The organism is Streptomyces sp. L500 (assembly GCF_054551825.1).
Map to the genome: position 1 here is coordinate 151,034 of NZ_JBTOLC010000002.1, position 26,154 is coordinate 177,187.

At 74.5% G+C, this 26,154-nt stretch carries 23 protein-coding genes; 5 read left to right on the top strand and 18 right to left on the bottom strand.

Features of this window, described 5'->3' with window-relative positions; genetic code table 11:
- Positions 1–8 precede the first annotated feature (8 nt).
- The 10 genes from ACX9I7_RS03570 to ACX9I7_RS03615 all read right to left on the bottom strand — a co-directional run bounded on the left by ACX9I7_RS03570 (position 9) and on the right by ACX9I7_RS03615 (position 8,878).
- The gene (locus ACX9I7_RS03570; RefSeq protein WP_459386460.1) at positions 9–1,112 is read right to left on the bottom strand and encodes an aliphatic sulfonate ABC transporter substrate-binding protein; all 1,104 of its coding nucleotides are present in this window, start codon (positions 1,110–1,112) and stop codon (positions 9–11) included.
- Between the two features lie 162 nt (positions 1,113–1,274).
- Positions 1,275–2,606 (bottom strand): sulfate adenylyltransferase subunit 1, encoded by a 1,332-nt coding sequence (locus tag ACX9I7_RS03575; RefSeq protein WP_459386461.1) that lies wholly within the window; start codon positions 2,604–2,606, stop codon positions 1,275–1,277.
- A 2-nt stretch (positions 2,607–2,608) separates the two neighbouring features.
- Entirely contained in the window at positions 2,609–3,529 is a 921-nt protein-coding gene (cysD, locus tag ACX9I7_RS03580) for a sulfate adenylyltransferase subunit CysD (RefSeq protein WP_459386629.1), read from the bottom strand.
- Positions 3,520–4,056, bottom strand: coding sequence for an adenylyl-sulfate kinase (gene cysC, locus ACX9I7_RS03585; RefSeq protein WP_387572157.1), 537 nt, complete (start codon positions 4,054–4,056; stop codon positions 3,520–3,522). Before cysC ends, cysD begins: the two co-directional genes overlap by 10 nt.
- Before the next feature lie 56 nt (positions 4,057–4,112).
- Positions 4,113–4,796 carry a phosphoadenylyl-sulfate reductase gene (locus ACX9I7_RS03590; RefSeq protein WP_459386462.1) on the bottom strand — a complete coding sequence of 228 codons (684 nt, stop codon included), beginning with the start codon at positions 4,794–4,796 and terminating at the stop codon, positions 4,113–4,115.
- Complete coding sequence (locus ACX9I7_RS03595; protein WP_386725383.1) at positions 4,783–4,959, bottom strand: hypothetical protein; 177 nt, start codon at positions 4,957–4,959, stop codon at positions 4,783–4,785. The genes ACX9I7_RS03590 and ACX9I7_RS03595 overlap by 14 nt, the downstream gene beginning before the upstream one ends.
- Positions 4,956–6,656, bottom strand: a complete 1,701-nt coding sequence (locus ACX9I7_RS03600; protein WP_387571613.1) for a nitrite/sulfite reductase — start codon at positions 6,654–6,656, stop codon at positions 4,956–4,958. The genes ACX9I7_RS03595 and ACX9I7_RS03600 overlap by 4 nt, the downstream gene beginning before the upstream one ends.
- Before the next feature lie 129 nt (positions 6,657–6,785).
- Positions 6,786–6,869 carry a putative leader peptide gene (locus ACX9I7_RS03605; protein ID WP_309471194.1) on the bottom strand — a complete coding sequence of 28 codons (84 nt, stop codon included), beginning with the start codon at positions 6,867–6,869 and terminating at the stop codon, positions 6,786–6,788.
- 128 nt (positions 6,870–6,997) lie between these two features.
- Positions 6,998–7,594 carry a GNAT family N-acetyltransferase gene (locus ACX9I7_RS03610; RefSeq protein WP_459386463.1) on the bottom strand — a complete coding sequence of 199 codons (597 nt, stop codon included), beginning with the start codon at positions 7,592–7,594 and terminating at the stop codon, positions 6,998–7,000.
- Positions 7,595–7,618: 24 nt separating this feature from the next.
- Positions 7,619–8,878, bottom strand: coding sequence for a GAF domain-containing protein (locus ACX9I7_RS03615; RefSeq protein WP_387571608.1), 1,260 nt, complete (start codon positions 8,876–8,878; stop codon positions 7,619–7,621).
- Between the two features lie 234 nt (positions 8,879–9,112).
- On the opposite strand from ACX9I7_RS03615, the gene ACX9I7_RS03620 reads away from it, so the two are divergent.
- Both ACX9I7_RS03620 and rsgA read left to right on the top strand, forming a co-directional pair.
- Positions 9,113–10,294: a YihY/virulence factor BrkB family protein gene (locus ACX9I7_RS03620; protein ID WP_387571606.1), complete on the top strand. Its 1,182-nt coding sequence runs from the start codon at positions 9,113–9,115 to the stop codon at positions 10,292–10,294.
- A 216-nt stretch (positions 10,295–10,510) separates the two neighbouring features.
- Positions 10,511–11,608 carry a ribosome small subunit-dependent GTPase A gene (gene rsgA / locus ACX9I7_RS03625; protein ID WP_459386464.1) on the top strand — a complete coding sequence of 366 codons (1,098 nt, stop codon included), beginning with the start codon at positions 10,511–10,513 and terminating at the stop codon, positions 11,606–11,608.
- Between the two features lie 267 nt (positions 11,609–11,875).
- Here the strand turns inward: rsgA and ACX9I7_RS03630 are convergent, their stop codons facing one another.
- A complete protein-coding gene (locus tag ACX9I7_RS03630) occupies positions 11,876–12,622 on the bottom strand; it encodes a GntR family transcriptional regulator (RefSeq protein WP_387571600.1) in 747 nt (248 codons plus the stop codon).
- A 349-nt stretch (positions 12,623–12,971) separates the two neighbouring features.
- Here ACX9I7_RS03630 and ACX9I7_RS03635 point away from each other — a divergent pair, with 349 nt between their 5' ends.
- Complete coding sequence (locus ACX9I7_RS03635; RefSeq protein WP_358625582.1) at positions 12,972–14,030, top strand: DUF2637 domain-containing protein; 1,059 nt, start codon at positions 12,972–12,974, stop codon at positions 14,028–14,030.
- Positions 14,031–14,105: 75 nt separating this feature from the next.
- Here the strand turns inward: ACX9I7_RS03635 and ACX9I7_RS03640 are convergent, their stop codons facing one another.
- Both ACX9I7_RS03640 and ACX9I7_RS03645 read right to left on the bottom strand, forming a co-directional pair.
- Positions 14,106–14,588, bottom strand: a complete 483-nt coding sequence (locus ACX9I7_RS03640; RefSeq protein WP_387571596.1) for an ATP-binding protein — start codon at positions 14,586–14,588, stop codon at positions 14,106–14,108.
- Between the two features lie 251 nt (positions 14,589–14,839).
- The gene (locus tag ACX9I7_RS03645) at positions 14,840–17,269 is read right to left on the bottom strand and encodes a protein phosphatase 2C domain-containing protein (protein ID WP_459386465.1); all 2,430 of its coding nucleotides are present in this window, start codon (positions 17,267–17,269) and stop codon (positions 14,840–14,842) included.
- Positions 17,270–17,613: 344 nt separating this feature from the next.
- Between ACX9I7_RS03645 and ACX9I7_RS03650 the strand changes: the two genes are divergently transcribed.
- Positions 17,614–18,105, top strand: coding sequence for a helix-turn-helix transcriptional regulator (locus ACX9I7_RS03650; protein WP_459386466.1), 492 nt, complete (start codon positions 17,614–17,616; stop codon positions 18,103–18,105).
- A 124-nt stretch (positions 18,106–18,229) separates the two neighbouring features.
- Here ACX9I7_RS03650 and ACX9I7_RS03655 read toward each other — a convergent pair whose 3' ends face one another.
- The 3 genes from ACX9I7_RS03655 to ACX9I7_RS03665 form a co-directional block, all read right to left on the bottom strand.
- Positions 18,230–18,721 carry a methylated-DNA--[protein]-cysteine S-methyltransferase gene (locus tag ACX9I7_RS03655; protein WP_387571587.1) on the bottom strand — a complete coding sequence of 164 codons (492 nt, stop codon included), beginning with the start codon at positions 18,719–18,721 and terminating at the stop codon, positions 18,230–18,232.
- A gap of 2 nt (positions 18,722–18,723) precedes the next feature.
- Positions 18,724–20,220 (bottom strand): AlkA N-terminal domain-containing protein, encoded by a 1,497-nt coding sequence (locus ACX9I7_RS03660; RefSeq protein ID WP_459386467.1) that lies wholly within the window; start codon positions 20,218–20,220, stop codon positions 18,724–18,726.
- Positions 20,221–20,310: 90 nt separating this feature from the next.
- Positions 20,311–21,816, bottom strand: coding sequence for an IucA/IucC family protein (locus ACX9I7_RS03665; RefSeq protein WP_459386468.1), 1,506 nt, complete (start codon positions 21,814–21,816; stop codon positions 20,311–20,313).
- A 42-nt stretch (positions 21,817–21,858) separates the two neighbouring features.
- Here ACX9I7_RS03665 and ACX9I7_RS03670 point away from each other — a divergent pair, with 42 nt between their 5' ends.
- Positions 21,859–23,421 (top strand): IucA/IucC family protein, encoded by a 1,563-nt coding sequence (locus ACX9I7_RS03670; RefSeq protein ID WP_459386469.1) that lies wholly within the window; start codon positions 21,859–21,861, stop codon positions 23,419–23,421.
- On the opposite strand, the gene ACX9I7_RS03675 is transcribed toward ACX9I7_RS03670, so the two are convergent.
- Both ACX9I7_RS03675 and ACX9I7_RS03680 read right to left on the bottom strand, forming a co-directional pair.
- Positions 23,422–24,234, bottom strand: a complete 813-nt coding sequence (locus ACX9I7_RS03675) for a hypothetical protein (RefSeq protein ID WP_387572154.1) — start codon at positions 24,232–24,234, stop codon at positions 23,422–23,424.
- A gap of 195 nt (positions 24,235–24,429) precedes the next feature.
- Positions 24,430–26,112, bottom strand: a complete 1,683-nt coding sequence (locus ACX9I7_RS03680; RefSeq protein ID WP_189448758.1) for a PucR family transcriptional regulator — start codon at positions 26,110–26,112, stop codon at positions 24,430–24,432.
- Positions 26,113–26,154 lie beyond the last annotated feature (42 nt).

Sequence of the window (26,154 nt, forward strand, 5' to 3'; positions counted from 1 at the left end):
CGTACACGTCACTGCCTGCCGAGCTTCGCCGCGTCGACCGTGGGCCTGCCCTCGGCCGCCAGGACCTTGTTGAGGGGGGCCAGGTCGTAGATGCCGGCCAGATCCGGCTTCTCCAGCAGCCCCGCCTTGACCGCGTGGTCCGCCTCGGCCTGGAGGGTGGTGGCCAGCGGGTCGTCCGTCGTCCGGATGGACTGCCACGCCGGGTCGAGGATCTCCGGCGGCAGGTCCTTGCCCGACAGCTTCTTCAGCGCCGCGTTGGCCGAGGCCTTCGCCCGGTCGGGGTTCGCGGCGATCCAGGCGTTGGTCTTCACCGAGCCCCGCAGCACGGCTTCCACGACGTCCGGGTGGGCGTCGAGGAACTTCTTCGACACGATCACATTGGTGATGACGAACTTGCCGTCCGGCCAGAGGGTGCTCTCGTCCAGCAGCACCTTCCCGCCCTCCGACACCAGCTTGGAGGCGGTCGGCTCGGGCACCCACGCGCCGTCCACCGCACCGGACTTGAAGGCGTCGGGCGTCACCTTGTTGTCCGTGCGGACGACGGAGACGTCGCCCTTGCCGCTCTGCGGGTCGACCTTCCAGCCCTGCCCGGAGATCCAGTTGAGGAACGCCACGTCCTGGGTGTTGCCCTTCTGCGGAGTGGCGATCCGCTTGCCCTTGACGTCCTCCAGCGAGCCGATCTTCTTGGGGGCGACCACGAGCTTCACCCCGCCGGAGGCCGAACCGGCGATGATCCGCAGGCTCTGGCCCTTGGACTTCGCATAGCCGTTGATGGCGGGCGAGGGGCCGATCCAGCCGATGTCGATGGAGCCCGCGTTGAGCGCCTCGATCTCCGACGGCCCGGCGTTGAAGGTGGTCGAGGTGAGCTTGGTGGTGCCCAGCTCCTTCTGGAGGATGCCCTCCTGCTCGCCGACCAGCGGCGTGGCGTGGGTGATGTTGGGGAAGTAGCCGATGCGCACGGTGCCGGCGGAGAGCTTCGCTCCGGTGGCGGCCGCGGGGCCGGCGGTGGTGCCGGAGGACTTCTGCGAGCCGTAGCCGCAGGCGCCCAGAGCCAAGGCCAGCAGTGGCACGGCGACGAGCGCCGGCAGTGGCCGGCGAGCGGGGGATGACACGAGGGGGGTTCCTCTCGTTCAGCGATACGGGCGGTATCCGGGCCGGGGACGGGCGTCAGCCCGCACATCGCCCCACTCCGCCCTGCCCGCTGCCGAGGGCACCGCTGCCGATACGGCCGCCCTCCTTGTCGAACGTCGCGAAGGCGTCCTGCGCCTGGCCCGTCATCGCTGGAAGTCCCAGCCGTCGTCGGCGGCCGCCACCGCGGACTTCGCCGCGAACGCCGTCCCGGCCATGCCCGCCGTCAGCGTCGTGCCGTCGGCGGGGTCGATCAGCAGGAACGAGCCGGTGCGCCGGGAGTCGGCGTACGCGTCGAGCGCGAGCGGCTCGGCCGTGCGCAGGACGACCCGGCCGATGTCGTTGGCTGCCAGCTCGCCGGGTTCCGGGTGCTGGGTGAGGTCGTCCAGGGCCAGCCGCGACGGCACCGCCTTGACCAGCGCCTTCACCGTGCGCGTCGTGTGCTTGAGCAGCACCCGGTCGCCGACGCGCAGCGGGCGGTCGGCCACGTGGCAGACGGTGGCCTCGACGTCGCGGGTGGTGCCGGGCGCCGTGGCGGTGGGGGCTATCAGGTCGCCGCGCGAGACGTCGAGGTCGTCGGCGAGCCGCACGGTGACCGACTGCGGCGCCCAGGCCACGTCGACCGGTCCGGCCAGGCCGTCGATGGCGGCGATCGTGCTCGTGAGCCCCGAGGGCAGCACCGTCACCGGTTCGCCGACGCGCAGCACGCCGGAGGCGACCTGGCCGGCGTAGCCCCGGTAGTCGGGGTGGGCGGTCGTTCGCGGGCGGATGACGTACTGGACGGGGAAGCGGGCGGGTTCGTCGGTGGGATCGCTGCCGACGGGCACGGTCTCCAGGTGCTCCAGCACGGTCGGGCCGCCGTACCAGTCCATGTGCGCGGACGGGGTCACCACGTTGTCGCCCGCGAGCGCCGAGATCGGGATCGCGGTGACCTCGGGGACCCCGAGCGAGGCGGCGTACGCGCCGAACTCCCCGGCGATCGAGGCGAACGCGGACTCGGCGTAGCCCACGAGGTCCATCTTGTTGACGGCCAGCACCACGTGGGGGACGCGCAGCAGGGCGGCGACGGCCGCGTGGCGGCGGGTCTGCTCGACGACGCCGTTGCGGGCGTCGACGAGCACCACGGCCAGCTCGGCGGTGGAGGCGCCGGTGACCATGTTGCGGGTGTACTGCACATGGCCGGGGGTGTCGGCGAGGACGAACCGGCGGCGGGGCGTGGCGAAGTAGCGGTGGGCGACGTCGATGGTGATGCCCTGCTCGCGCTCGGCGCGCAGCCCGTCGGTGAGCAGCGCCAGGTCGGGGGCGTTCTGGCCGCGGCCCAGGGACGCCCGCTCGACGGCCTCCAGCTGGTCGGCCAGGACCGACTTGGAGTCGTGGAGGAGCCGGCCGACGAGGGTGGACTTTCCGTCGTCGACGCTTCCGGCGGTGGCGAAGCGCAGGAGCGAGGTGGCCTGGTCGGTGGCGGTGTCGGTGCTCATGGCTAGAAGTACCCCTCGCGCTTGCGGTCCTCCATCGCGGCCTCGGACAGCTTGTCGTCGGCCCGGGTCGCGCCCCGCTCGGTGAGCCGGGACGCCGCGATCTCGGCGATGACGGCGTGGATGGTGGCGGCGCCCGAATCGACGGCGCCGGTGCAGGACATGTCCCCCACGGTGCGGTAGCGCACCAGGCGTCTTTCCACCCGCTCGCCGTCGCGGGGGCCTCCCCAGTCGCCGGGGGCCAGCCACATGCCGTCGCGGGCGAAGACCTCGCGCTCGTGGGCGTAGTAGATGGAGGGCAGTTCGATCTTCTCCCGGGCGATGTACTGCCAGACGTCCAGCTCGGTCCAGTTGGACAGCGGGAAGACGCGGACGTGTTCGCCGGGGGAGTGGCGGCCGTTGTAGAGCTGCCACAGCTCGGGGCGCTGCCGGCGCGGGTCCCAGCCGCCGAACTCGTCCCGCAGCGAGAACACGCGCTCCTTGGCCCGGGCCTTCTCCTCGTCGCGCCGGCCGCCGCCGAAGACGGCGTCGAAGCGGTGGCTGCCGATGGCGTCCAGCAGGGGCACGGTCTGGAGCGGGTTGCGGGTGCCGTCGGGGCGTTCGCGCAGCTCGCCCCGGTCGATGAAGTCCTGCACGGACGCCACGTGCAGCCGCAGGCCCAGCTCGGCGACCGTGCGGTCGCGGTAGGCGAGGACCTCGGGGAAGTTGTGCCCGGTGTCCACGTGCAGCAGCCCGAAGGGGACGGCCGCCGGGGCGAACGCCTTGAGGGCGAGGTGGAGCATGACGATGGAGTCCTTGCCGCCCGAGAAGAGCAGCACCGGCCGCTCGAACTCGCCCGCGACCTCACGGAAGACGTGCACCGCCTCCGACTCCAGCGCGTCCAGATGCGTCAGGGCGTACGGGCTGTCGGCCGTACTCACAGCAATCCCCTCCCCGTGAGCAGCGCGTACAGCGCCGCCGCCGACTCCTCGACGTTCTGCTCGTGCGCGGGGATCCGCAGGTCCGGGTCGGCCGGCACCTCGTAGGGGTCGTCGACTCCGGTCAGGCCGGATATCTCGCCCGCCGCCCGCTTGGCGTACAGGCCCTTCACATCGCGCGTGGAGCACACGTCCACCGGCGTGGCCACGTGGACCTCCACATAGCCCGTGCCGCTCGCCTGATGGCGCTTGCGCACCGCCTCGCGGGAGTCCGCGTAGGGCGCGATGACGGGCACGAGCACCGTCACGCCGTGCGAGGCCAGCAGCCGGGCGACGAAGCCGATCCGCTGGACGTTGGTGTGCCGGTCCTCGCGGGAGAAGCCCAGGCCCGCCGAGAGGAACTCGCGGATCTCGTCGCCGTCCAGCACCTCCACCGGCCGCCCCTCGGCGCGCAGCCGGGCCGCGAGCGCACGGGCGATCGTCGTCTTGCCCGCGCTCGGCAGGCCGGTGAGCCACACGGTGGCGCCCACGCTCATGTTCCTCTCCAGCTCGTTCGACAGCTCGTTCAGCAGCTCGTTCGGCAGGGGCTCCGTCATCCGTGCAGCCCGCATTCCGTCTTGCCCGTGCCCGACCAGCGGCCGGCTCGCGCGTCCTCGCCCGCCAGCGTGCGCCGCGTGCACGGCGCGCAGCCGACGGAGGTGTAGCCGTCCGTCAGCAGCGGGTTGACGAGCACGCCGTGCTCGGCGACGTACGCGTCCACGTCCGCCTCGGTCCAGCGGGCGATCGGGGAGACCTTGACCTTGCCGCGCCGGGCGTCCCAGCCCACGACCGGGGTGCCGGCCCGGGTCGGGGACTCGTCGCGGCGCAGGCCGGTCGCCCAGGCGTCGTACCCGGCCAGGCCCTCCGCCAGCGGTTCGACCTTCCGCATCCGGCAGCACAGGTCCGGGTCGCGCTCGTACAGCCGCGGCCCGTGCGCCGCGTCCTGATCCGCGACGCTCAGGCGCGGGGTGAGGGTCAGGACCCGGACGTCCATCACGGCCTCGACCGCGTCCCGGGTGCCGATGGTCTCCGGGAAGTGGTAGCCGGTGTCCAGGAAGACCACGTCGACGCCGGGCCGGACGCGCGAGGCGAGGTGGGCGACGACGGCGTCCGCCATGGAGGCGGTCACGCAGAACCGCTCGCCGAAGGTGTCGGCCGCCCAGCGCAGGATCTCCAGGGCGGGCGCGTCCTCCAGCTCCCGGCCCGCGTCGCGGGCCAGCTTCTCAAGTCCGGTCATGCGCCCGCTCCTTGACCAGGCCCCGGGTCAGCAGCCCGAGGAAGGAGAGCTTGAACGCGCGGTTGCAGGCGCCGCACTCCCAGGCGCCGTGCCCCTGCTCACCGGGCCGCAGATCCTCGTCCCCGCAGTACGGGCAGTAGAAGGGGGCGGCGCGTTCACTCACGACAGCGCCTCCTCGTCCGCACGCGCCGCCCATTGGGCGAACCGTTCCCCCTCGGTTCTCTCCGCCTGGAAGCGCCGCAGGACGCGCTCCACGTACTCCGGGAGCTCCGCCGAAGTGACCTTCAGGCCGCGCACCTTGCGGCCGAAGCCGGCCTCCAGGCCCAGCGCCCCGCCCAGGTGCACCTGGAAGCCCTCGACCTGCTCACCCCGCTCGTCGGTGACCAGCTGGCCCTTGAGACCGATGTCCGCCACCTGGATACGGGCGCAGGCGTTGGGGCAGCCGTTGATGTTGATCGTGACGGGCTCGTCGAACTCCGGCAGCCGGCGTTCGAGTTCGTCGATGAGCGAGGCGCCGCGCGCCTTGGTCTCCGTGATCGCGAGCTTGCAGAACTCGATGCCCGTGCAGGCCATCGTGCCCCGCCGGAAGGGCGAGGGCGCGACCCGCAGGTCCAGCGCCTCCAGGCCCGCCACCAGCGAGGACACCTGCTCCTCCGGCACGTCCAGCACGATCATCTTCTGCTCGGCCGTGGTGCGTACCCGGCCCGAGCCGTGCTGCTCCGCCAGCTCCGCGATCTTGGTGAGCGTGGCGCCGTCGACCCGGCCGACGCGCGGGGCGAAGCCGACGTAGAAGCGGCCGTCCTTCTGCCGGTGGACGCCGACGTGGTCCCGCCAGCGGTGCAGGGGCTGTTCGGGGGCCGGGCCGTCGACGAGCCGGCGGCCGAGGTACTCGTCCTCCAGCACCTGGCGAAACCGTTCGGCACCCCAGTCGGCGACGAGGAACTTCAGCCGGGCCCGGTTGCGCAGCCGCCGGTAGCCGTAGTCGCGGAAGACGCCGATGACGGCGCCGTAGACGTCGGCCACCTCGTCCAGCGGCACCCAGGCGCCGAGCCGCACCCCGATCCGGGGGTTGGTCGACAGCCCGCCGCCCACCCACAGGTCGAAGCCCGGGCCGTGCTCGGGGTGGCGGACGCCGACGAACGCGACGTCGTTGATCTCGTGGGCGACGTCCAGCAGCGGGGAGCCGGAGACGGCCGACTTGAACTTCCGGGGCAGGTTGGAGAAGTCGGGGTTGCCGATGAAGCGGCGGTGGATCTCCTCGATGGCCGGGGTGCCGTCGAGGATCTCGTCCTCGGCGATGCCGGCCACGGGCGAGCCCAGGATCACCCGGGGCGTGTCCCCGCAGGCCTCCGTGGTGGACAGGCCGACGGCCTCCAGCCGCCGCCAGATCTCGGGCACGTCCTCGATCCGGATCCAGTGGTACTGGATGTTCTGCCGGTCGGTGATGTCGGCGGTGCCCCGGGCGAACTCCTGGGAGACCTCGCCGATGACGCGCAGTTGGGCGGTGGTCAGCCGGCCGCCGTCGACGCGCACCCGCAGCATGAAGAACTCGTCGTCCAGTTCCTCCGGGGCCAGGACGGCCGTGCGGCCGCCGTCGATCCCGGGCTTGCGCTGGGTGTAGAGGCCCCACCAGCGCATCCGGCCGCGCAGATCGCTGGGGTCGATGGAGTGGAAACCGGCCCTGGAGTAGATCGTCTCAATGCGTGTCCGCACATTGAGACCGTCGTCGTCCTTCTTGACCTGCTCGTTGGCGTTCAGCGGGGTGAAGTGGCCGACGGCCCACTGGCCTTCGCCTCGGTGACGGCCGGACTTGCGCCGCGCCGGGGCGGCGGCAGGGGAGCGGGAAGGGGTGTCAGCCATGGAGAAATGTCCTTAAAATCCGCATACGTCATCGGCGGAGGCGCCGGGCACGGCATACGAAGGGAAGCGAGGGCCACCCCATCGGCGATCCACGGCCGACGGAGGGAGGGAACGGTGGTGCTGTGACTGTCAGCCCGCCGGACAGATGGCGCTGGACATGCGGCCGAGGTCGACGTGACGCCGACTCACCAAGGCGATTCCAGCTCGGGACATGACGGCAGCGTGGCACGGCAGTCTTCGGCCAGTCCACTGTTGTCCGGATAGCAAGATGGACCATTCCGGGATGTGGAATGGTCCATGGGGTCGCGGGCCGCCGCCCGCCGCCGTCCCGCGCGCCGCTGCTAGGCCGCGCCTTCCGGGTAAGCGCCAGGCCAGGGGCCCGGAGTGGGCGCGTCCGGCTCTTCCGTCACCTTGGTGCCGAACACCCGGAAGCCGCGCCGCTCGTAATTGCCGAGCGCGTGCGGTCCGTCCAGGCTGCACGTGTGCAGCCACACCCGCTTCGTGGGCTCCCGCTCCGGCCGGCGCTCGGCCAGGTCCCAGGCCCGCGCGGTCCCCACGCTCAGCAGATGGCCCCCGATCCGCCGCCCCCGGAAGCGCGGGATCAGCCCGAAGTACACGATCTCGACCGCCCCCTCCGGCTGGGCGTCCAGCTCCACGTACCCGGCCGGCGTGCCGTGCTCGTACGCCACCCAGGTCTCCGTCCCGGGCCGCTCCAGAAAGGCCGTCCACTTCTCGTACGACCAGCTCAGCCGGTCCGTCCAGCGGATGTCACCGCCCACGGCCGTGTACAGGAAACGGCTGAACTCCGGGGAGGGCACGGCCGCCCGTTCGATCCGGATGCCGGACGAAGCGTCCGGAACGTGAGCCGGGAGGAGATCGGCCGGTGAGGTCTGCTCCAGCGACCAGGTGGTCACGGTCGTCGTCGTGCTGTCGCTCATGGCCGAAACCTCATCACACACGTGTCAGCGGTCCACGGCCGGCCTCCGGCGCGCGGCCAGCACCAGCGGCGCCGTCGAGGCGGGCAGCAGGTCCTCGGGGTCCTCCGGCTCCAGCAGACGCACCTCCAGCCCGTCGGCGAAGCGGTACGGGCGGTGGCTGAGCACCCCCGCCAGGGTGCGCCGCAGCCGGGAGAGCTCCGCCCGCACCGTCACCGTGCGCGAGGCGTCGCCGAAGAGGTCCGCCGCCAGCTGGGCGGCCGTCCGCCCCGCCCGGTGCCGGGCCAGCACGTACAGCAGCTCGGCGTGGCGCGGGCTGAGGGCGTGCGACCACTGGCCCGCCGCCCCGGCGACGCTCACCGTCCACGCGCGCGGCCGGCGCAGGTCCAGCACCAGCCGCCCGGGCGGCACGTCCTCGTCCACACCCCGGTCCAGCCGGACCAGCCAGCCGTCCGGCAGCGGCTCCAGCGTGCACGGCCCCAGCGAGGGCAGCCACACCCGCCCCGGGGCCGCCTCCAGGGGCAGCACCACCCGGCTCACCGGCGCCATCCCCGTCACGGCCGCCGTCCAGCCGTCGCGGTCCACGGCCAGCGCCCGGCCGCCCAGCCGGGCCAGCATCGGCGAGGCGACCGTGCGCAGCCGGTCCACCGACTCCCAGTGCCGGGCGCGCAGCTCCGCCTCGGCCACCTTGGCCACGGCCGTCACCAGGGCCAGCGTCGTCGGGTTGAACGCGGGCACGGGCCCCGACACGTTCAGCACGCCCAGCAGCCGCCCGTCGCGCGGATCGTGCAGCGGCGCCGCCGCGCACGTCCAGGCGTGGTGCGTCCGCACGAAGTGCTCGGCCGAATGCACCTGCACCGGCCGGCGTTCCACCAGCGCCAGCCCGATCCCGTTGGTGCCCACCCGCTCCTCGGTCCACGACGCGCCCACCTCGAAGCCCAGCCGGTCCGCGCTCCGGCGCACCCCGGCGCCGCCCTCCCGCCACAGCACCCGGCCCTCGGCGTCCGAGACCACGATCAGATGCCGCACGGCGTCCACCGCCTCGCGCAGCCCCTCCCGCACCTGCGGCAGCACCCCGCCCAGCGGGGAGGCCCGGCGCAGGTGCTCCACCTCCTCCACCGAGAGCAGGGCGACGGACCCGCCGGTGTCGGGGTCGAGGCCGTGGCGGCGCACCCGGTGCCACGACTCGCCGATCACCGGACGCGGTCGCACGGGCGGCTCGGCGCCGGCGAGGGCGGCCTCCCGGATGGCGGGCAGCAGCCCCGCGTCGATCGGTATGCGCTTCACGCTGCAATGGTGCCGCCGCGAGCCGCTCCGCGCCGGGTCATCCGCGATATTGCAACCGCTTGCAACCATTGCGAACGCACCCGCTCCGGGCGGAAGGTGAAGGGGAGCGGCCGGAGGGTGGTGCCGAGTCGGCGCAGCATCACCCTCCGCGGCCTCCCACCTGCAACGGTTCCGCCGGGCCCGCTGCCCGGCCGCAAGGTGAACCGAGCCGCCCGCGGCGGATACGGTTAGGTCGTGCAGGCAGCAAAAGAACATTCGGGCCGGGAGGTCGGCCGGCTCCGCAGGGCCAGGGCTCTGTACCGAAATGTCTCCAAACGCAGGATGGCGTGGCTGCTCCTGAAGGACACCGTCAACTCCTGCATGGAGTACCGGGTCACGGGACTGGCAGCCGAAGCCGCCTTCTTCACCCTCCTGTCGCTGCCCCCGCTGCTGCTCGCCCTCCTCGGGCTGCTGCGCTACCTGGACGACTGGACGGGCACCCGCACCATCCTCGGCATCCAGGAGAGCATCCTCACCGTGTCCTCCGCCGTCCTGTCGGACAAGGGCACCAAGGAGATCGCCGAGCCGCTGGTCCGCGACGTCCTCAAGCTCGGCAGCCCGGACATCATCTCCGTCGGCTTCGCCATCGCCCTGTGGTCCGGCTCGCGGGCCGTGAACGTCTTCGTGGACACCATCACGATCATGTACGGGCTGGAGGGCAAGCGCGGCATCGTCAGGACCCGGCTGCTGGCCTTCCTCCTCTACGTCGTCGCCCTCGTCATCGGGGCGGTGGCGCTGCCGCTGATGGTGGCCGGGCCGGAGACGGTGGTGAACGTCGTGCCCTGGAGCGCGGACGCCGTCCGCTTCCTCTACTGGCCCGTCGTCACCCTCCTGTCCATCGCCTTCCTCACCACGCTCTACCACGTGTCCGTGCCCGTGCGCTCCCCCTGGGCGGAGGACATCCCGGGTGCCTTCGTCGCCCTCACCATGTGGGTCCTCGGCAGCCTCCTGCTGCGCGTCTACCTCACCCACACCGTCGAGGGCGTCACCATCTACAGCTCGCTGGCAGCGCCCGTCGCCGTGCTCCTGTGGATCGGCGTCTCCGCCTTCGCGGTGCTCGTCGGCGCCGCCGTGAACGCCGCGATCGACCGGGTCTGGCCCTCCGTCACCACCGCCGCCGCCCGCGCCGAGGTCGACCGGCAGCGCGAGGCCGCCGCCGCCCGCGCGGCCGCCGAGCGGGCCGCGCGGGCCCTGGTCCACGAGAACGACGACGATCCCTGGGAGGGCGAGGAGGGCGTCATCGGCCAGGACCGGGAGCCGCCCTCGGAATTCCCGGAGCGCTGGGCACAGTTCCTGCCCCCCGAGGACGTCCGCTCCCGGCTCCACAAACCGGATCACTCGCCCAAGCATGCCAAACCGAACAACAAGCACGAATAGCACCACTGACGGGCCGCGAGAAAACCACTCGCGGCCCGTCGGCGTTCGTCTCTACGATCGCTCTCGTCAGGACGATCCCGTCAGAACGATCCCGTCTGGACGATTCCGTCAGGACGAACGACTCCACAGGAGGTGAGCACGCGATGACTGTCGTCGCCACGGGCCGTGCCCGCGCTCAGAAGACCATCCACACCTCCCTCCTGAAGGACCACCGTCTTGTCCGAGCACACCTCTGCGCACCCCCTCTCCGCCTACGGCTGGGACGCGGGGTTCGCTGACAGCTTCGCTCCCCACGCCGCCGAGGGGCTCGTCCCCGGGCGGATCGTCCGCGTCGACCGCGGCCGCTGCGACCTCGTCGTCGCGGACGGCGAGAGCGGCGTGCGCCATGTCATGGCCGACACCTCGCTCGTCACCACCGGCGACCCGCTGAACATCATGTGCACCGGCGACTGGGCCGCCGTCGACCTCGCCGGAGGCTACGTACGGGCCCTGCTGCCGCGCCGCACCGCCTTCGTCCGCTCCACGTCCTCCAAGCGGTCCGAGGGCCAGATCCTCGCCGCCAACGTCGACCACGCCGTCGTCGCCGTCTCGCTCGCCGTCGAGCTCGACCTGGGCCGGATCGAGCGGTTCCTGACCCTGGCCTGGGAGAGCGGCGCCACCCCGCTCGTCGTCCTCACCAAGGCCGACCTCGTCCCCGACCCCGCCACCCTCGCCCACCTCGTCGCCGACGCGGAGACGGCGGCGCCGGGCGTGACGGTGCTGGCCGTCAGCGCCGAGACGGGGGAGGGCGTCGACGTCCTCGCGGCCGTGCTGGCGGGCGGCGCGTCCGTCCTCCTCGGCCAGTCCGGCGCCGGCAAGTCCACGCTGGCCAACGCGCTCGTCGGCGGCGAGGTCCAGGCCGTACAGACCACGCGTGACCGTGACGGCAAGGGCCGCCACACCACGACCACGCGCAACATGCTGCCGCTGCCCGGCGGCGGTGTCCTCATCGACACCCCCGGGCTGCGGGGAGTGGGTCTGTGGGACGCGGAGGACGGCGTCGGCCGGACCTTCGCCGAGATCGAGGCCCTCGCCGCGGACTGCCGCTTCCACGACTGCGGCCACGCGACGGAGCCGGGCTGCGCGGTCCTCGCGGCGGTCGAGGACGGCACGTTGCGGCCGCGCCGCCTGGAGAGCTACCGCAAGCTCCTCCGCGAGAACGCGTGGATCGCCTCGCGCACGGACGCCCGTCAGCGGGCGGAGATCCGCCGCGACTGGAAGCGGAAGCAGGCGGAGGGGAGGGCGGCGGTGGCGCTGAAGCGGGGGGTCAGCTGACGCCGGGGGTGGGCCCCCGGGGCGTCTGCCGCCCCCCCCGGCCGGGCTGGGCCGCGGTGGCGTCGAGCCGCTGCGGCGCGGTTCGCTGGTGCCGGGCGGGGCGGGGGCGCCGTTCGGGGGTGCCGGGCGGGGCGGGGGTGGTTCGGCACCGCCGGTCTCCGGCGCGGTGGCTGATCGCCGTCGCGGCGGGGGCCCCTGTCCCGCCCTTTCACCGTTTCCCGGGGCTGCGCCCCGGCCCCCCTCCCGGGGGCCCGGGCTCGCTCCGGTCTACGACGGGCCCGCGCAGTGGCGGGTCGCCAGGGCTTCGACGCCTGCCAGGTCACGCGCCTCCAGCGCGTCCAGCAAGCGGAGGTGCTCCGCGGCGTGGGCGGCGAGCCCGCCCGTCACCGCGCCCGGGCACTGGGCCCGGCGGTGGAGCTCGTCCGCGACGATCACGAGCTGCCGGTTGCCCGTGAGCTCCAGCAGGGCCCGGTGGAAGGCCCGGTCGGCCTCCGCGTAGGCCGCGCGGTCGCCCTCGGCGGCCACGGCGGCCGTGCGCTCGGCCAGCGGCCGCAGCTCGCGCCAGCGGGCCGCCGGCACCGCGCGGGCGACCCGCAGCAGGGCGGGCACCTCCAGCAGCGCGCGGACCTCCGCGAGCTCCGCGTGGTCGCGCTCGGTGCGGCTGGTGACGCGGAAGCCCCGGTTGGGGACGACCTCGACCGCGCCCTCCAGAGCCAGCTGCTGCATGGCCTCCCGCACGGGAGTCGCGCTCACCCCGAAGCGCTCGCCGAGCGCGGGCCCGGAGTAGACCTCGCCGGGCACGAGCTCCCCGCTGACGAGCGCCTTGCGGAGGGCGTCGAGCACCTGCCCCCGGACGGAGTAGCGCTGGGGAACCCGGGGCGCGGGGCGGGCGCCGGGGGCGTAGGCGTACTCGCTCTCGTCATGGGTGTGCTCCCCGCGCGCGCTCGGCGTGGCCTGCGCGGGTACACCGGTATGCGGCCGCGATACTGCGCTGTGGGGTCTGCCCTGCTCCATTGAGGTCCTCCTGGTGTCCCATCGGAACCATAGGCGGCGAATCCGACAGTTCAAACCCCGATACGTCTGGCTAAGGTTAGGCTTACCTGGTTATGGCCGGGATTCGATCATCCTCTCGACGTCCGCGGCCTCGGCCGCACCTCTCTCCGGCCAAAACGGCTAAGCCACTCGATCGAGTGGATTGGTTAGAACTCAATTCACCTGCCGCTGGCGGGCGTTCGAATTCATTCGTCGCTCTCCGTATATCCTTGCCGTCCATTGGCGGTGAGTTACCGCGAAACCCCTTGGCATCCGGCGCGAGTCCGTCAGGATGGCGCGCGAAACGCCGTACTGCATGCAAGGGACGAAGATGAGAGTGACCGACATACCGCTGAATTGGGCGCTCCCCAGTGCCGTGGCGCTCATCGGGGCAGTGGTGGCGGTGACGGTGTACACGCGCGGCCGGAACACCGCCAGGGAGGACGGGGCCGCCGGCACGGACTCCTGGGAGCGCAACGAGGAACGCAGACGCCGCAAGGAAGCCCTCTACGGCAGCGCCTCGTACGTACTCCTCTTCTGCTGCGCCGCGGTCGCCGCGGCCCTCTCCTTCCATGGCCTGGTCGGCTTCGGGCAGCAGAACCTGGGGCTGACGGACGGCTGGGAGTACCTGGTGCCCTTCGGTCTCGACGGCGCCGCCATGTTCTGCTCGGTGCTGGCGGTGCGCGAGGCGAGCCACGGCGACGCCGCGCTGGGCTCCCGGATGCTGGTGTGGACGTTCGCGAGCGCCGCCGCCTGGTTCAACTGGGTGCACGCGCCCCGGGGGCTGGACCACGCGGGGGCTCCGCAGTTCTTCGCCGGCATGTCGCTGTCGGCGGCCGTGCTCTTCGACCGGGCGCTCAAGCAGACCCGCCGCGCGGCGCTGCGCGAGCAGGGCCTGGTGCCCCGCCCGCTGCCGCAGATCCGGATAGTGCGATGGCTGCGGGCGCCCCGGGAGACCTTCGGCGCCTGGTCGCTGATGCTCCTGGAGGGCGTGCGGTCGCTGGACGAGGCCGTGGAGGAGGTCCGCGAGGACAAGCGCCAGCAGGCCCAGCACCGGATGCGCCGCCGGGAGGCCGGCAAGCTGGAGCGCGCCCGGCTGAAGGCCTACAACCGGCAGCACCGGATGTGGCCCCGGGTGCGCGGCGGACGGCAGGTCGAGGTGACCGGCCCGGCCGTGCCGGCCGCCCCGCAGCCCGCCCAGATCGGCTCGCAGGGAGGGCCGGAGCCCTCCATAGTCGAGCCGGGGCAGCTTCCGGTACGTTCCCGCCCGCTGCAGTCGGTGGACAGGCCCGTCCCCATCGACCTCACAGCGGAGGACGACACCCAGGCCATCCCGCGGCTCGACTCGCTGGAGGAGAAACTGGCCCGGATCGAGCGGCAGTTCGGCTGACGAAGCGCGAACGACCGTCGGCAGCCGTCGCGTCGGCCCCGGACCAGGAGCCCTGAACCGCCTCGTGGAGGCGGTTCAGGGCTCTCGCGCGTCCAGCTCGAACCAGACGGACTTGCCCACGCCGTGGCTCCGTACCCCCCAGCCGTCCGCGAGGGCGTGGACGAGCAGCAGGCCCCGCCCGGAGGTGGCCGCCGTGTCCACGCCCCGCTCGCCGTTCCGCCCCGGAGGGCCGGGGGTGGGCGCCCGTACCGTCGGATGCCGGGAGAGGAAGTCCCTTACCTCCACGCGCAGTCGGCCCTTGACGGACGCGGCCGGCCCGCCGGTTAGGCGGGCGGTGACGACGGCGCCGCCGTCGGTGTGCACCAGGGCGTTGGTGACCAGCTCGCTCACCAGCAGTTCGGCGGTGTCGGCCCGGCCCGGGGCGCCCCAGCGGGCGAGCAGCGCGCGCAACCCGGCGCGGACGTCGTGGACGGCCGCCAGGTCCTTGCGCGGCAGCCGCCTCTCCCAGTGCGGCGCCGGGGCCGCCGCCGCACCGGATTCGCCGGATCCCTCCGACACACCGCCTTCCGCGGACCCTCCCCTGCTCTCGCGCTGTTCCGCGCCCGCCCAGTGTCCAGTCCGCCTGTTCATTCTTCGCCGACCCGACCCCTCCCCGGCGCCCCGGCCTCGAACACGCTCACGGGAAATGCATGCCCCAAGGCTGCCGGGTCGACGCCTGTTGACGCGTCAACATGGTTATACGACCGGAATCCCGAAACCTCTTGTGTGGCACGCGAATTGCCGACCCGAGGAGCCGGTCCGGGCGGCCGCTAGCCCTCCCAGACCGCGCAGGCCGTACGGTCGTCGGCGTACCCCTTCACCCTCAGCTGGACGTCCGCGAGGAACTCCGCCAGCCCCGGCGGCTCCGCCCTGGCCCACCGCTCCGCCAGCCGCACGCCCAGCTCCGCCTCGCCGCGCAGCGGGTCGGCCAGGCCCGCGCTGCACAGCAGCAGGGTGTCGCCGGGCCTGGCGATCGAGGCGCGGAAGCGGAAGGGCTCGGAGGGCACCTCGGCCGGGTCGATGACGGGCGCCGTGCCGGGCGTGGGGATGCCGAGGTCCACGGTGATCCGGTCGGCGACGTCGTAGCCCGTCAGCGGCTCCGCCTCCGCCTCGGCGACGGGCTCCCGGGGCTCCGGGTCCAGGTCCTGCCAGGTGCCCTCGCGCAGCCGGAACAGCCCGCCCGGGCCCACGCCGAAGAACACGCGCGTCCGGCAGCGCGGGTCCACGGGAAGGAGCAGACAGCGCAGCCCCGCCGTGTACTCGCTGGGCCGCAGGCCCAGTTCGGCCGCGCGGACGCGCAGCCGGCCGTACGTGCGGTCCGTCAGCCGGTGCAGCCCCGACTTGAGCTCGTCCCGTCGGCCCGCGTGGATGTCCTCGACCAGCCGGGCGTGGCTGCGCCCGACCGCGCCGCCCAGCCACGCGCAGATCTCCCGCGCCGCCCGGTGGGCGCCCTCGGCCGCGCGGGCGCCGCTCGCCATGGCGACGAGCAGCAGCGCGTCGTCGCCCGCGCCGAAGCGCGCGGTCAGCAGGGCGTCCCGGCGGGGCTCGCCGCGGTAGCGGGCGGAGTCCCCGCGCAGCGAGCCGGCCCGCAGCGTCAGCGCCCCGTACCGGGCGCCGTCCAGCACGGTGTCGGGCACGAGGTCCTCCAGCCCGCCGGGGTCCGCGGCCGGCCAGGAGGTCGGCTCGGCCTCGTAGGTGGGCGGCCGCCGCCCTACGTATTCGGGGGTGCGCAGCCGCGCGCCGTTCCGGCGCGGCGTTCCGGCGACGGGGGACCGCTCGGGCGGGGGCAGCTCGGAGACCTCGGTGGTCTCCAGCGCGGTGCCGGGGGCGGCCGCCGCGCGGGAGAGGCCGGGGATGCCGGGGAACCCGGGCAGGCCGGGGAGGTCCGGCAGCTCCGGGAATCCGGGCGGCTCCGCGACATCGGGGATGCCGGCGGGAGCGCCCGGGGCGCGTTTGCGCTTGGTGAGCTCCGGGCGTTCCATGCGCTCGGCTGGGCCCGCGTACCGGTCCGGGTCCGCGACGACGTCCGGCGGCACCGGCAGCGGAGGGGGCGGCGGGGAGACCCGCGTCCTGGGATCGGGCGGCGGCGGCCCGTCGGGAAGCCCCTGCGCCCCCACGGGCGCGCACGGCTCGGGTGGCGGCGGGGGCTGCCGCCGAGGGTTGACGGGAACGGGCAGGGCGGACCCCCGGGAGCGGTCGGCTCCACCGCCGCCGATGCCGTTGGCCCCGCCACCGGTTCGGGGGGCTCCGCCGGTGTAGGGGGCCGCGCCGGTGCCGTGGGGGTCGATTGAGCCGTGGGGGCCGCGGGGGCCGGTGGAGCCGTTCGGCCTGGGGGAGCCGTCGGGCCCGAAGTCGCCGTTCGGCCTGGGGGCGCCGTTGGGCCTGGGGGCGCCGTTGGGCCCGAGGCCGCTGCCCGACCCGAGATCGTCGTCGGGTTCGAGCCCGCCGCTGATCCCGAGCCCGCCGTCGGCCCCGGGGTCGACGCTCGCTCCGAGGCCGCCGTCGGGACCAGGGCCACCATTCCTCCCGAGGCCGGCGTCGGGTCCGAGGCCGCCGCTTGATCGGGATCCGCCGTCGGCCCCCGGGCCGACGCCCGCTCCGAGCCCGCCGTCGGGCCGGGGACCACCGTTCGTTCCGAGATCGGCGTCGGGTCCGAGGCCGTCGCTCGCTCCGAGCCCGCCGCCGGATCCGGGGCCGCCGTCGGCCCCGAGACCCGTCTCGGGGCCGAGGCCGCCACCGGATCCATGGGCCGCGCCCGTGCCGTTGGCACCGGCCGTGCGGTTGGACGCGCCGTGGCCAGGCCCGTGGCCGACGCCGTTGGATCCGTTGGATCCGGACGTGCCGTTCGCCGTGGGGGGCTCCGTACCGCGGGCGCCGCCGGGGGAGGGGGCGGGCGGGGACCAGCGTTTGGTCTGGCGTGGCACCCCGCGGGACACGGCGGGCGAGAGCCCGCCCGGCCCGCCGCCGGGCGGGCCGGGCGGGGCGTCCGCGCCCCCGGCCGCCCTCCTGGGCGGCTCGGGCCGTCGCGGCTCCGCTCTCGGCCGAAGAGGTTCCGGACCCACGATCGCCGAGGCGGAGGAGAACCGTTCGTCGAGGCTGTCGCCGGCGGCGACACCACCCGTGTCGGCTTCACTCCTGCCGTACAACTCGCGCCACCAGGCGTCCTCTTGTTCGGCGTACTGGTCCCCCTGCTGACTCATGCCCTTATTGTCCACACTGTGGGGCATACGGGAAGAGTGCACGGCGAACACCACCCCAGGGATGATGTCCCGAGCCATGACGCGGTCGCGGGGATGGGGAGGAAAGTCGCGTGCTCGGTTCCATGGATGTGGACGCCATACAACGGACGGCACCCGGGGAAAGTCCAGCGGAGCAGCCTGTCGGCGGGGGTGCGGCGGAGGTCGTGAGGGGTGCCGGGGCGGTCGCCCGGCGGCTGTCGGGGCTCCGGCTGGGCGCGGTGGAAGAAGTGTGCGTCATGTTGACGGCCCGGGTAGGGGTGTTGACGGAGCGGGCCGGTGGCCCTGTTCCCGGAGGGCCGGGAGCGGTGGTCCACCGGACGGTCGTCGAGGGCAGCCCGCCGGTCCCCGGCCTGTGCCGGGTGGTCGACCGAATACCCGCCGAACTCGTCATCGTGGACCGCAGGGTCGCGCTGCTGCCCCTCGCCTCGGGCGCCGCCGGCACCGCCGCCCTGGTCGTCCACTCCGGCGCGCTGCTGGACTCGCTGATCGACCTGTTCGAGGACGCCTGGCACGAGGGTCGCCCCCTCCGGCCGGGCGGTGGATCCGTCGACGGGTCGCCCGAGGGGGCGGGGGAGCCCGACGCCACCGACCTGGAGGTGCTGTCCCTGCTGCTGGCGGGGCTGACGGATGCGAGCGTCGCCAAACAGCTCGGGCTGGGTCTGCGGACCGTCCAGCGCCGGGTGCGGCGGCTGATGGAGCTGGCCGGGGTGACCACCCGGCTCCAACTGGGCTGGCAGGCCGCCGAACGCGGCTGGTGCCGGGGGCGGGGTGGGGCGGGCGGGCCCTTCCGGGGCTGAGCGCCCCCTCACGTCACCCCATGCCCGTGGCTGAGCGAGCCGTTCCGGGCAATCGGGGGGCGGGTGGGGGAGAACCGCGCCGAAGGCGCGGGAAACTCCCACGGCGGGCAGCCGGGACACGCGGCTACGCTCCTTCGAGCTCCAGGAGCAGCCGCTTGCGGTCCAGTCCCCCCGCGTACCCCGTCAGGGACCCGTCCGCCCCGATCACCCGATGACACGGCCGGAGGATCAGCAGCGGATTCGCCCCGACGGCGCCGCCGATCGCGCGGACGGCCGCGCGCGGGGCCCCGATCCGGGCGGCGAGCTCGCCGTACGTCGTGGTGGCCCCGTACGGGATGGAGCCGAGAGCCTCCCACACCCTGCGCCGGAAGTCCGTGCCCCCGGCGGTGAGTTCGAGCTCGAACTCCTTGGCGCGGCCCGCGAAGTACGCGCCGAGCTGGCGTTCGGCCTCCGCGAACGCGGCGGGGTCCGCGCGCCAGTCCGGGCCGACGGCCGGGGCGTTCTTCTGGCCGGGCACGGTGAGGGAGGCCAGGGCGGTGCCGCCGGGGGCCGTGGCGGAGGGCCGTCCGGTGAGCAGCAGCGGGCCCAGGGGGCTGGCGATGTGGGTGTACAGCATGGTCAGGAGTCCTTCGGTGCGTTCCACAGGTGGTGGAGGGCGTACGAGCGCCAGGGGCGCCAGGCGTCGGCGCCGCCGGCCGTGGCGCCGAGGGCGGCGAGCCCGTGGCGTACCCCGGCGTCGCCCGGGAGGAAGACGTCGGGGTCGCCGAGGGCCCGCATGCGGATGTAGCCGGCGGTCCAGGGGCCGATGCCCGGCAGGGCGAGCAGGGCGCGCTCGGTGTCGTCGCGGTCCACGCCCGCGTCGAGGCGGACCGTGCCGTCCGCGAGGGCGGTCGCGAGGGTGCGCAGGGTCCGCCGGCGGGTGTCGGGCATGCCCAGTTCGGCGAGGTCGGCGGAGGCGAGGGTGGCGGCGTCGGGGAAGAGATGGGTGAGTCCGCCGTCCGGCGCGGCCAGCGGCTTCCCGTACGCGGCCACGAGCGTGCCCGCGAGCCGGGCGGCGGCCGGGACGGAGATCTGCTGGCCGAGGACGGCCCGTACGGCGAGTTCGTCGCCGTCGGCGGTGCCCGGGGAGCGGAGTCCGGGGCGGGCCTCGACCAGCGGGCGCAGCCTGGGGTCGGCGCCGAGCCGCTCGGCGACGGCGAAGGGGTCGGCGTCGAGGTCGAACAGACGCCGGACGCGGTGGACGGCGGCGGCCGTGTCGCGGGGGTCGGTGAGGTGCAGCCGGCAGTCGAGCCAGTCGCCGTGCCGGCGGGTGCCCGCGGGGGCCGGCTCGTGGATCTCGGCGATGCCGGTGCCGTAGGGGAGGCGCAGGGTGCGGCGGTAGACCCGGGAGGCGGGGGTGGCGAGGACCTCCTCGACGCCGGTGATGGCGCGGCGCTGGAGGAAGTCGAAGACCTCGCGTGCGGCGTACGGGCCCCGGTGGGCGAGCCGCAGCGGGACGCCCGCGGGGCCGGCGCCGACCTGGTGCCGCTGGGCGGGGCGGGCGCGCAGCTCGCTGGGGGTGCGGGCGTAGACGGCGCGGACGGTGTCGTTGAACTGCCGGACGCTGGCGAACCCGGCGGCGAAGGCGATCTCGGTGACCGGCAGGCCGGTGGTCTGGAGCAGCACCCGCGCGGTGTGGGCGCGCTGGGCCCGGGCGAGGGCGACCGGGCCCGCGCCCAGCTCCTCGGTGAGCTGCCGGTGCACCTGGCGGGAGCTGTAGCCGAGGCGCGTGGCGAGCCCGGTGACGCCCTCGCGGTCGACGACGCCGTCGCCGATCAGCCGCATGGCCCGGCCGACGAGGTCGGCGCGGACGTTCCATTCGGGCGACCCGGGCGCGGCGTCCGGCCGGCACCGGCGACAGGCCCGGAACCCGGCGCGCTGGGCGGCCGCCGCCGACGGATAGAAGCGGACGTTGGCCCGCTTCGGCGTCACGGCGGGGCAGCTCGGCCGGCAGTAGATCCCGGTGGTGGTGACGGCGAGGTAGAACACCCCGTCGAAACGCGCGTCCCGGCTGGTCACGGCCTGGTAGCGGGTGTCGTCGTCGAGGGTGGCGCGGTGGTCCGTGGGGTGTTCCATGAGTCCAGTCTGCGGGAGCGCCCGACGCCGGGCTGGCGGAAATCGGACACGGCCCTCGGGGCCCGTTTCCCACGCCGGAGCCCGGAGGCATCACTCCTTCCTCTCGGTCATCGGGTTGGGCAGCAGCGCCCACTGTTCTCCTTCCGTCGACAGCCGCATCAGCGTGAGGGCCTTCACCGGCAGCTCCTCCGTGCGCAGCGCCCGGAGGTCCGGGCCCGGGGGAAGGCCGTGGGTGGCGGCTTCGAGGAGGGCGCCCAGGGCGGCGGTGTTCCCGGCCAGGGGGCCCAGCGCGCCCGTGATCAGGCAGCCGAGGACCTTGCGGCGGAGGACGGTGGGGTCGTCGTTGAGGAGCCGGCCGGTCAGCGGCGGTGCGGGGAAGCCGTGCCGGGCCAGCCGGGCCGGGCTGATCCGTATGTCGGCGAGGTCCCGGTAAACCAGCCGTAAGGGCCATCCGTCCGCGTCGACGACCGCGAGGAGGTTCTGGCCGTGGGCTTCCAGGGCCACCCCCAGGCGGAGCAGGTCCAGGCACACACCGAGGGCCAGGCGCGCGAACGCGGTGATCCGCTCCGGCCGCTCGCGGGGCCTGTGGGAGGCGAAGTACCCGGGCAGCTCGGCCACGGGTATCACCTGTTCCCCCGTCCCGGCGTAGGTGTACGGCGATTCCCGCAGTATCGCCGCGAGGTCGGGTGTGCCCGCGCCCGCCGCCGTCAGCGTCCGCGCGATGTGCAGCCGGCCGTCCAGCCGGTCCGCGACGCGTTCGAGGACGTCCGAGGTGGTCAGGGCGTGGTCCACCCCGTAGGCCGAGATGTCGCGGACCGCCGAGGTGAGCCGGGTGCTCAGCGCGGTCTTGACGTGCGGTCCCGTGTCGAGGGCGAGGGTGCGCAGGGACAGCAGCGGATGGGCCCGCGGCCCGGGCAGCAGCGTCCGGTCGCCCAGGACGTGCTCGGCCTGCCAGGGGTGGACCGGGATCAGCACGGTGGTCCCGTCCCGTAATTCCGCGGGCCACGGCCCCCGTACCGTCGCTCCCGGCACCGGCGCGAGCCGCAGGCCGACCACGGGCCGGTGCTCGGGCGCGTAGGCCAGCTGCTCGGCCGCCGAGAAGCCGGGCCGCGAGCGGCAGCCGGGATGGTACGGATGGCCGTCCGGCGACCGCTGCTCCCACTCCCAGGGAACCGAAGGCACTGATGCCGGACGTCGGCCCGTCCGGGACAACGCCATGGACGCGACGCTGTGATCGAGCTCGGCGGCCAGTCGCCCACCGCCCGGTACGTCCAGCGCCGTCATCAGCCGGGCCGGATGGCTGTACGCGACGCCGTCCAGCTCCACGGCGGCGACCGCCGTCCCCGTCGCCCACGGATCCGACGGCGGGCCGTGCAGCCGCCGCCCGTCGACGAGCCGCAGTGCGACGCCGTCGCTCGCGGGGGAGCGGGTCGTGATCCAGGGCAGCGGTTCATGGACCAGCCCGCGCCACAGCCGCGCCAGCACCGCCGCCCGCGCCCCCGGCAGGGCGGCGAGGTAGGCGGACGCCGACTCGGGGCGAACGCGGTCCAGTTCCTCGGCAAGCTCCCGCTCGGCGGGCGTGTCGCACACGCGCATGTCCTACCGCAGGAGAACACACGACACACATACTGGTGGTCGATGAATGCCTTCGCCGAGGAAGCCGACGCACTGGCCATGGTGCCCCTGCTCAACTGTCTGCTGAGGGAGGCGTCCTCACCGGCCGGGGAACCGGTCGCCGGCCGGGCCGTCCACCGCCTGCGCGCCACCGGCAGGCTGCTGAGCGTCCGCACCGGCCACCGGCCCTCCGCACCCGAACTCCGCACCGGCGGCACCTGGCGCCCCCTGCGCCACTCCGGCCTCGTCGACCTCACCGTCCAGGAGATGCGCGCGGTCACCGGACGCCCCAACGCCCCCCTGGTCGCCGAGATGACCGCCGGCCGCGAGGCCGTCGAGGCCCTCCTCGCCGCCCGCGCCCGCGCCACCCCGCCCGACAGCACGTGGCTGCGCTCCGAACAGGCCCTGGTCATGGGCCACCCCTACCACCCGGCCCCCAAGGCCCGCAGCGGCGGCGGCCCGCCCCCCACCTGGCTGCGCTACGCGCCGGAGGCGTACGGCCGCTTCCCCCTCGTCCTGCTCGGCGTGCGCCAGGACGCGGTGCTCGACGACGGCGACACCCGCGCCCTCGACGCCCTGGGCCAGGCCCCGCCCGGATACCGGCCGTTACCCGTCCACCCCTGGCAACTCGACCTCACCCACCGGCTGCCCGCCGTGCGCGCCGCCTTCGCCGGGGGCCGCCTCGTCCACCTCGGCCACACGCCCTGGGACGCCCGGGCCACGGCCTCGGTGCGCACGGTCCACGTCCCCGGCAGCCCCGAACGGCCGGGAGCGGACGGCGACTTGTTCCTGAAGTTCAGCCTGGAAGTGCAGATCACCAACGACGTCCGGCGGATCCGCCGGCACGAGCTGCGCCATGTGCGCCGCACCGACCCGCGGGTCACCGCGGCCTTCCGGGCCATGGACGGCCCGGCGGCGTGGCTGAGCGAACGCGGGCATCGCACGGTTCGCGGCCTGGAGGAGACGTTCCCCGTCATCGTCCGCGACGGCCTGGACCGCCATGTGGTGCCGGGCGCCACCGCCGTGCTGGCCGCGGCCCTCACCGAGGGCTTCGACGGCGACCCGCTCGACCGCCTCGGCGACCCCCTGCCGTGGTGGTCGGCCTACCTGGACCGCGTCGTCCCGCCCGTGCTGGAGGCGTACGCCCGGTACGGCGTCGCGGTCGAGTGCCACCTGCAGAACACGCTGATCGCCGTCGACCCGGACGGCACGCCCGTCCAGGTCGTCTTCCGCGACACCGAGGGCGCCAAGGCGATCCCCGCGACGTCCCGTGAGGCCGCCTGGGAGCGCGTGGCGTACTGCCTCGTCGTCAACAACCTCACCGAGATCGCGAACGTCCTCGCCCACCGCTTCCCCCGGGCCGCCGGGGCCCTGTGGCCCATGGCGAGACGGGAGTTCCAGCGGTGCGACAAGGAACACGGCCTCCCGGAGACCGGGGCGCTGCTCGCCGCGCCGACGGTCCCGTGCAAGGCCAGCCTGCTCTCCCGCTGGATCGACGCGGACGGCACCGAACCCCGCTACGTCCCCCTCCCCAACCCGCTGGCCGTCCCGGCGCCCGGCGGGGGCGACGGACCGGGGCCGCCGTGATCAGTGACGCAGCCGCTCCGCGAGCCACCCCGGGACGCCCCCCAGCAGCCGCACCAGCCGGCGGGCCTCCTCCCGGAGCCGTTCCGCCTCCTCCGGGTCGGCCACGACCGCCGCGAGGGAGGCGAGGGCCGGGGCGATGCCGACGAGGTAGCCGAGCTCCTCGCGGATCCGCAGCGACTCCGCGAAGCCGTGCCGGGCCGCCGGGAGATCGCCGTCGTGCTCGGCCATCGCCGCCACGTGGCGCCAGGTGAAGGAGAGCAGCAGATGCTGCCCGTGGGCGGCGGCCCCCGCGTGCGCGCGCTGGAAGACGGCCGTGGCGTCGGAGGGGTTGCCGGACAGGTGCTGGGCGATCAAGCCGCGCCGGAAGTCCAGCAGCGGGCGGGTCGGCGAGTGCGGGGCCAGCAGGGCCGCCGCGCGGCCCAGCGCGGACCGCGCCTCGTCGGCCCGGTCCCGTACGCCCAGCAGGGTGGACGCGTAGGCGAGGTGGCCGCGTTCGCACGCGGCCGCGCCGCGCTCCTCGTCGTCCGCGGCGAGGGCCTCGGCCTCGCGGAGCGCGGCCTCCGCCGGGGCCCAGCCCTCCGCCGTGAACAGACACCGTTCGATCAGCACCGCCGTCCGCCGCAGCGCGACCCCCGGTTCGGTCGCGGCGCGGGGTGCGAGCAGTGCTGCCGCGTCGTCCCAGCAGGCCCGCGACCGCAGTCGCCAGACGGCGCGTTCGAGGGGGTCGTCCCCCTGGAAGTGTTCCCCCGGCACGGGTTCCCCCTCGGCGGGTTCCCCCTGGACGTGTGGCTCCGGCAACCCAGAATTCCGCATGGCGGTGTCCGCCACAGTGCCCTCCCCAAGCGCGCCGTCGAGCTGGAAGCCTGCCTCGATCACAGCACGGCGAACCACGCGCGGCCAAGGGTCAGGTGTGAACCAATTCACAAACTCCCGGCCGAAGGCTACCCAAGATGATCGGCTTCATGAGCGTCCGTCCGCTCATCCGGGCGGCTCGCGAGGGGAGAGGTCTCAGCTCATGCGCAGCGCCAGGAAGAAGTCCAGCTTGTCCTCCAGCCGGGACAGGTCGCGCCCCGTCAGCTGCTCGATGCGCCCCACCCGGTACCGCAGCGTGTTCACGTGGAGATGGAGCCGCGTCGCGCAGCGCGTCCAGGAGCCGTCGCAGTCGAGGAATGCCTCCAGCGTCGGGATGAGCTCGGCGCGGTGGCGCCGGTCGTAGTCGCGCAGGGGGTCCAGCAGCCGGGCCGTGAAGGCGCGGCGGACGTCGTCCGGGACGAACGGCAGCAGCAGGACGTGCGAGGCCAGCTCCTGGTGGCCGGCCGCGCACACCCGGCCCGGGCGCGCGGCGGCGACGCGGCGGGCGTGCCGGGCCTCCTCCAGGGCGCCGCGCAGCCCCTCCGCCGAGTGGACGGCGGCGCTGACGCCGAAGGTCAGCCGGCCGTCGCCGTCGAGCCCGCGCTCCAGCGGCTCGCGGACGGCGGCGAGCAGCGCGTCGGCGTGGAGGCCCGCGCCGGTCAGCGGCTCGTCGGGCCCGGTGACCACGCCGGGCAGCGGCACCAGCGCGACCGCCTCATCGCCCGTGTGGGCGACCGCGATCCGGTCGGTGGGCTCGGGGCCGGCGCTCTCCTGGTCGACCAGGACCTCCTCCAGCAGCGCCTGCGCCACCGGGCCGCCGGGGACGTCGCCGCCCTCCCACTCCACCCGGGCCACGACGACCTGCCAGTGCGGGGCGGTGCCCAGGCCGGGCAGCAGCACCGGGGCCGCCACCCGCAGCCGGGCCGCGATCTCGGCGGGCGCGGCGCCCGCCTGGACCAGCTCCAGCACCTCCTGGGCGAGGCGGCGGCGCACCGTGCGGGCCGCGTCGCGGCGGTCCCGCTCGACGGCGATCAGCTGGGTGACGCCGTGGAGCAGGTCCAGGCGCTCCGCCGGCCAGTCGCCCGCGTCGGCCTCGACGGCCAGCAGCCAGTCCGACAGGACGGTCTCGCGCACGTCGGCCGCCGACACCGCGCGGGCGGTGTTGCCCACGGGGAACAGGGAGTACGTGCTGCCGCCGGTGGTCACCCGGTGCGGGCCGCGCCGGCCGGTGCGCGAGGCGGCCAGGTGCTCGCCCGCGAGGACGGCGCCCGTCTCGGGGGACAGACCGGGGCCCGCCTCCGCCGGCGCGGAGCCGGCGATCCGGCGGCCGGTGGGGGAGAGCACCCAGGCGCGCAGGTCCAGGTCGGTGCCGAGCAGGTCGAGGACGACCTCGGGGCCGCCACCCGCCGGGCCGCCCGTCATCAGCCGCCGGTGGCGGTCGACGACGGCCGCCAGGTCCCCGGCGCGCTCGCTGGAGACCTGCCGGACGACGTGCTCGGTGATCGAGGCGAAGGAGACCGTCTCGTCCACGGAGAACAGCGGCATCCGGTGCCGGGCGCAGGCGGCGATCAGGTCGTCGGGGGTCGAGGCGATCTCCGCCTCGCCCGCCGCCAGCCCGGCCACTCCGGCGGCCGTGAGGATCCGGACGAACCGCTCGGAGTCCTCCGGCTCGCGCCGCCAGGCCAGGCCGGTCAGCACCAGCTCACCGCCCGACAGATAGCGGCTGGGGTCACGGAGGTCCGTGGTCATCACGCCGCGAACGGTGCGGTCCAGCTCGTCCTCGCCGCCGAGCAGCCGAAGGCCCAGCGCGTCCGTCTCCAGCAGTGCGCGCAGCCGCATCCTCGTCGCCGCCGATCTGTCCTCAGGTAACCCGTGGAATGC

What these genes read in the sequence shown, in the direction of transcription:
- ACX9I7_RS03575 (WP_459386461.1), bottom strand. Translation starts at nt 2,606, where the DNA reads ATGAGCACCGACACCGCCACCGACCAGGCCACCTCGCTCCTGCGCTTC.
- cysC (WP_387572157.1), bottom strand. Translation starts at nt 4,056, where the DNA reads ATGAGCGTGGGCGCCACCGTGTGGCTCACCGGCCTGCCGAGCGCGGGC.
- ACX9I7_RS03590 (WP_459386462.1), bottom strand. Translation starts at nt 4,796, where the DNA reads ATGACCGGACTTGAGAAGCTGGCCCGCGACGCGGGCCGGGAGCTGGAG.
- ACX9I7_RS03600 (WP_387571613.1), bottom strand. Translation starts at nt 6,656, where the DNA reads ATGGCTGACACCCCTTCCCGCTCCCCTGCCGCCGCCCCGGCGCGGCGC.
- ACX9I7_RS03605 (WP_309471194.1), bottom strand. Translation starts at nt 6,869, where the DNA reads ATGTCCCGAGCTGGAATCGCCTTGGTGAGTCGGCGTCACGTCGACCTC.
- ACX9I7_RS03610 (WP_459386463.1), bottom strand. Translation starts at nt 7,594, where the DNA reads ATGAGCGACAGCACGACGACGACCGTGACCACCTGGTCGCTGGAGCAG.
- ACX9I7_RS03630 (WP_387571600.1), bottom strand. Translation starts at nt 12,622, where the DNA reads ATGGAGCAGGGCAGACCCCACAGCGCAGTATCGCGGCCGCATACCGGT.
- ACX9I7_RS03635 (WP_358625582.1), top strand. Translation starts at nt 12,972, where the DNA reads ATGAGAGTGACCGACATACCGCTGAATTGGGCGCTCCCCAGTGCCGTG.
- ACX9I7_RS03645 (WP_459386465.1), bottom strand. Translation starts at nt 17,269, where the DNA reads ATGAGTCAGCAGGGGGACCAGTACGCCGAACAAGAGGACGCCTGGTGG.
- ACX9I7_RS03655 (WP_387571587.1), bottom strand. Translation starts at nt 18,721, where the DNA reads ATGCTGTACACCCACATCGCCAGCCCCCTGGGCCCGCTGCTGCTCACC.
- ACX9I7_RS03660 (WP_459386467.1), bottom strand. Translation starts at nt 20,220, where the DNA reads ATGGAACACCCCACGGACCACCGCGCCACCCTCGACGACGACACCCGC.
- ACX9I7_RS03665 (WP_459386468.1), bottom strand. Translation starts at nt 21,816, where the DNA reads ATGCGCGTGTGCGACACGCCCGCCGAGCGGGAGCTTGCCGAGGAACTG.
- ACX9I7_RS03670 (WP_459386469.1), top strand. Translation starts at nt 21,859, where the DNA reads ATGAATGCCTTCGCCGAGGAAGCCGACGCACTGGCCATGGTGCCCCTG.
- ACX9I7_RS03675 (WP_387572154.1), bottom strand. Translation starts at nt 24,234, where the DNA reads ATGCGGAATTCTGGGTTGCCGGAGCCACACGTCCAGGGGGAACCCGCC.
- ACX9I7_RS03680 (WP_189448758.1), bottom strand. Translation starts at nt 26,112, where the DNA reads ATGCGGCTGCGCGCACTGCTGGAGACGGACGCGCTGGGCCTTCGGCTG.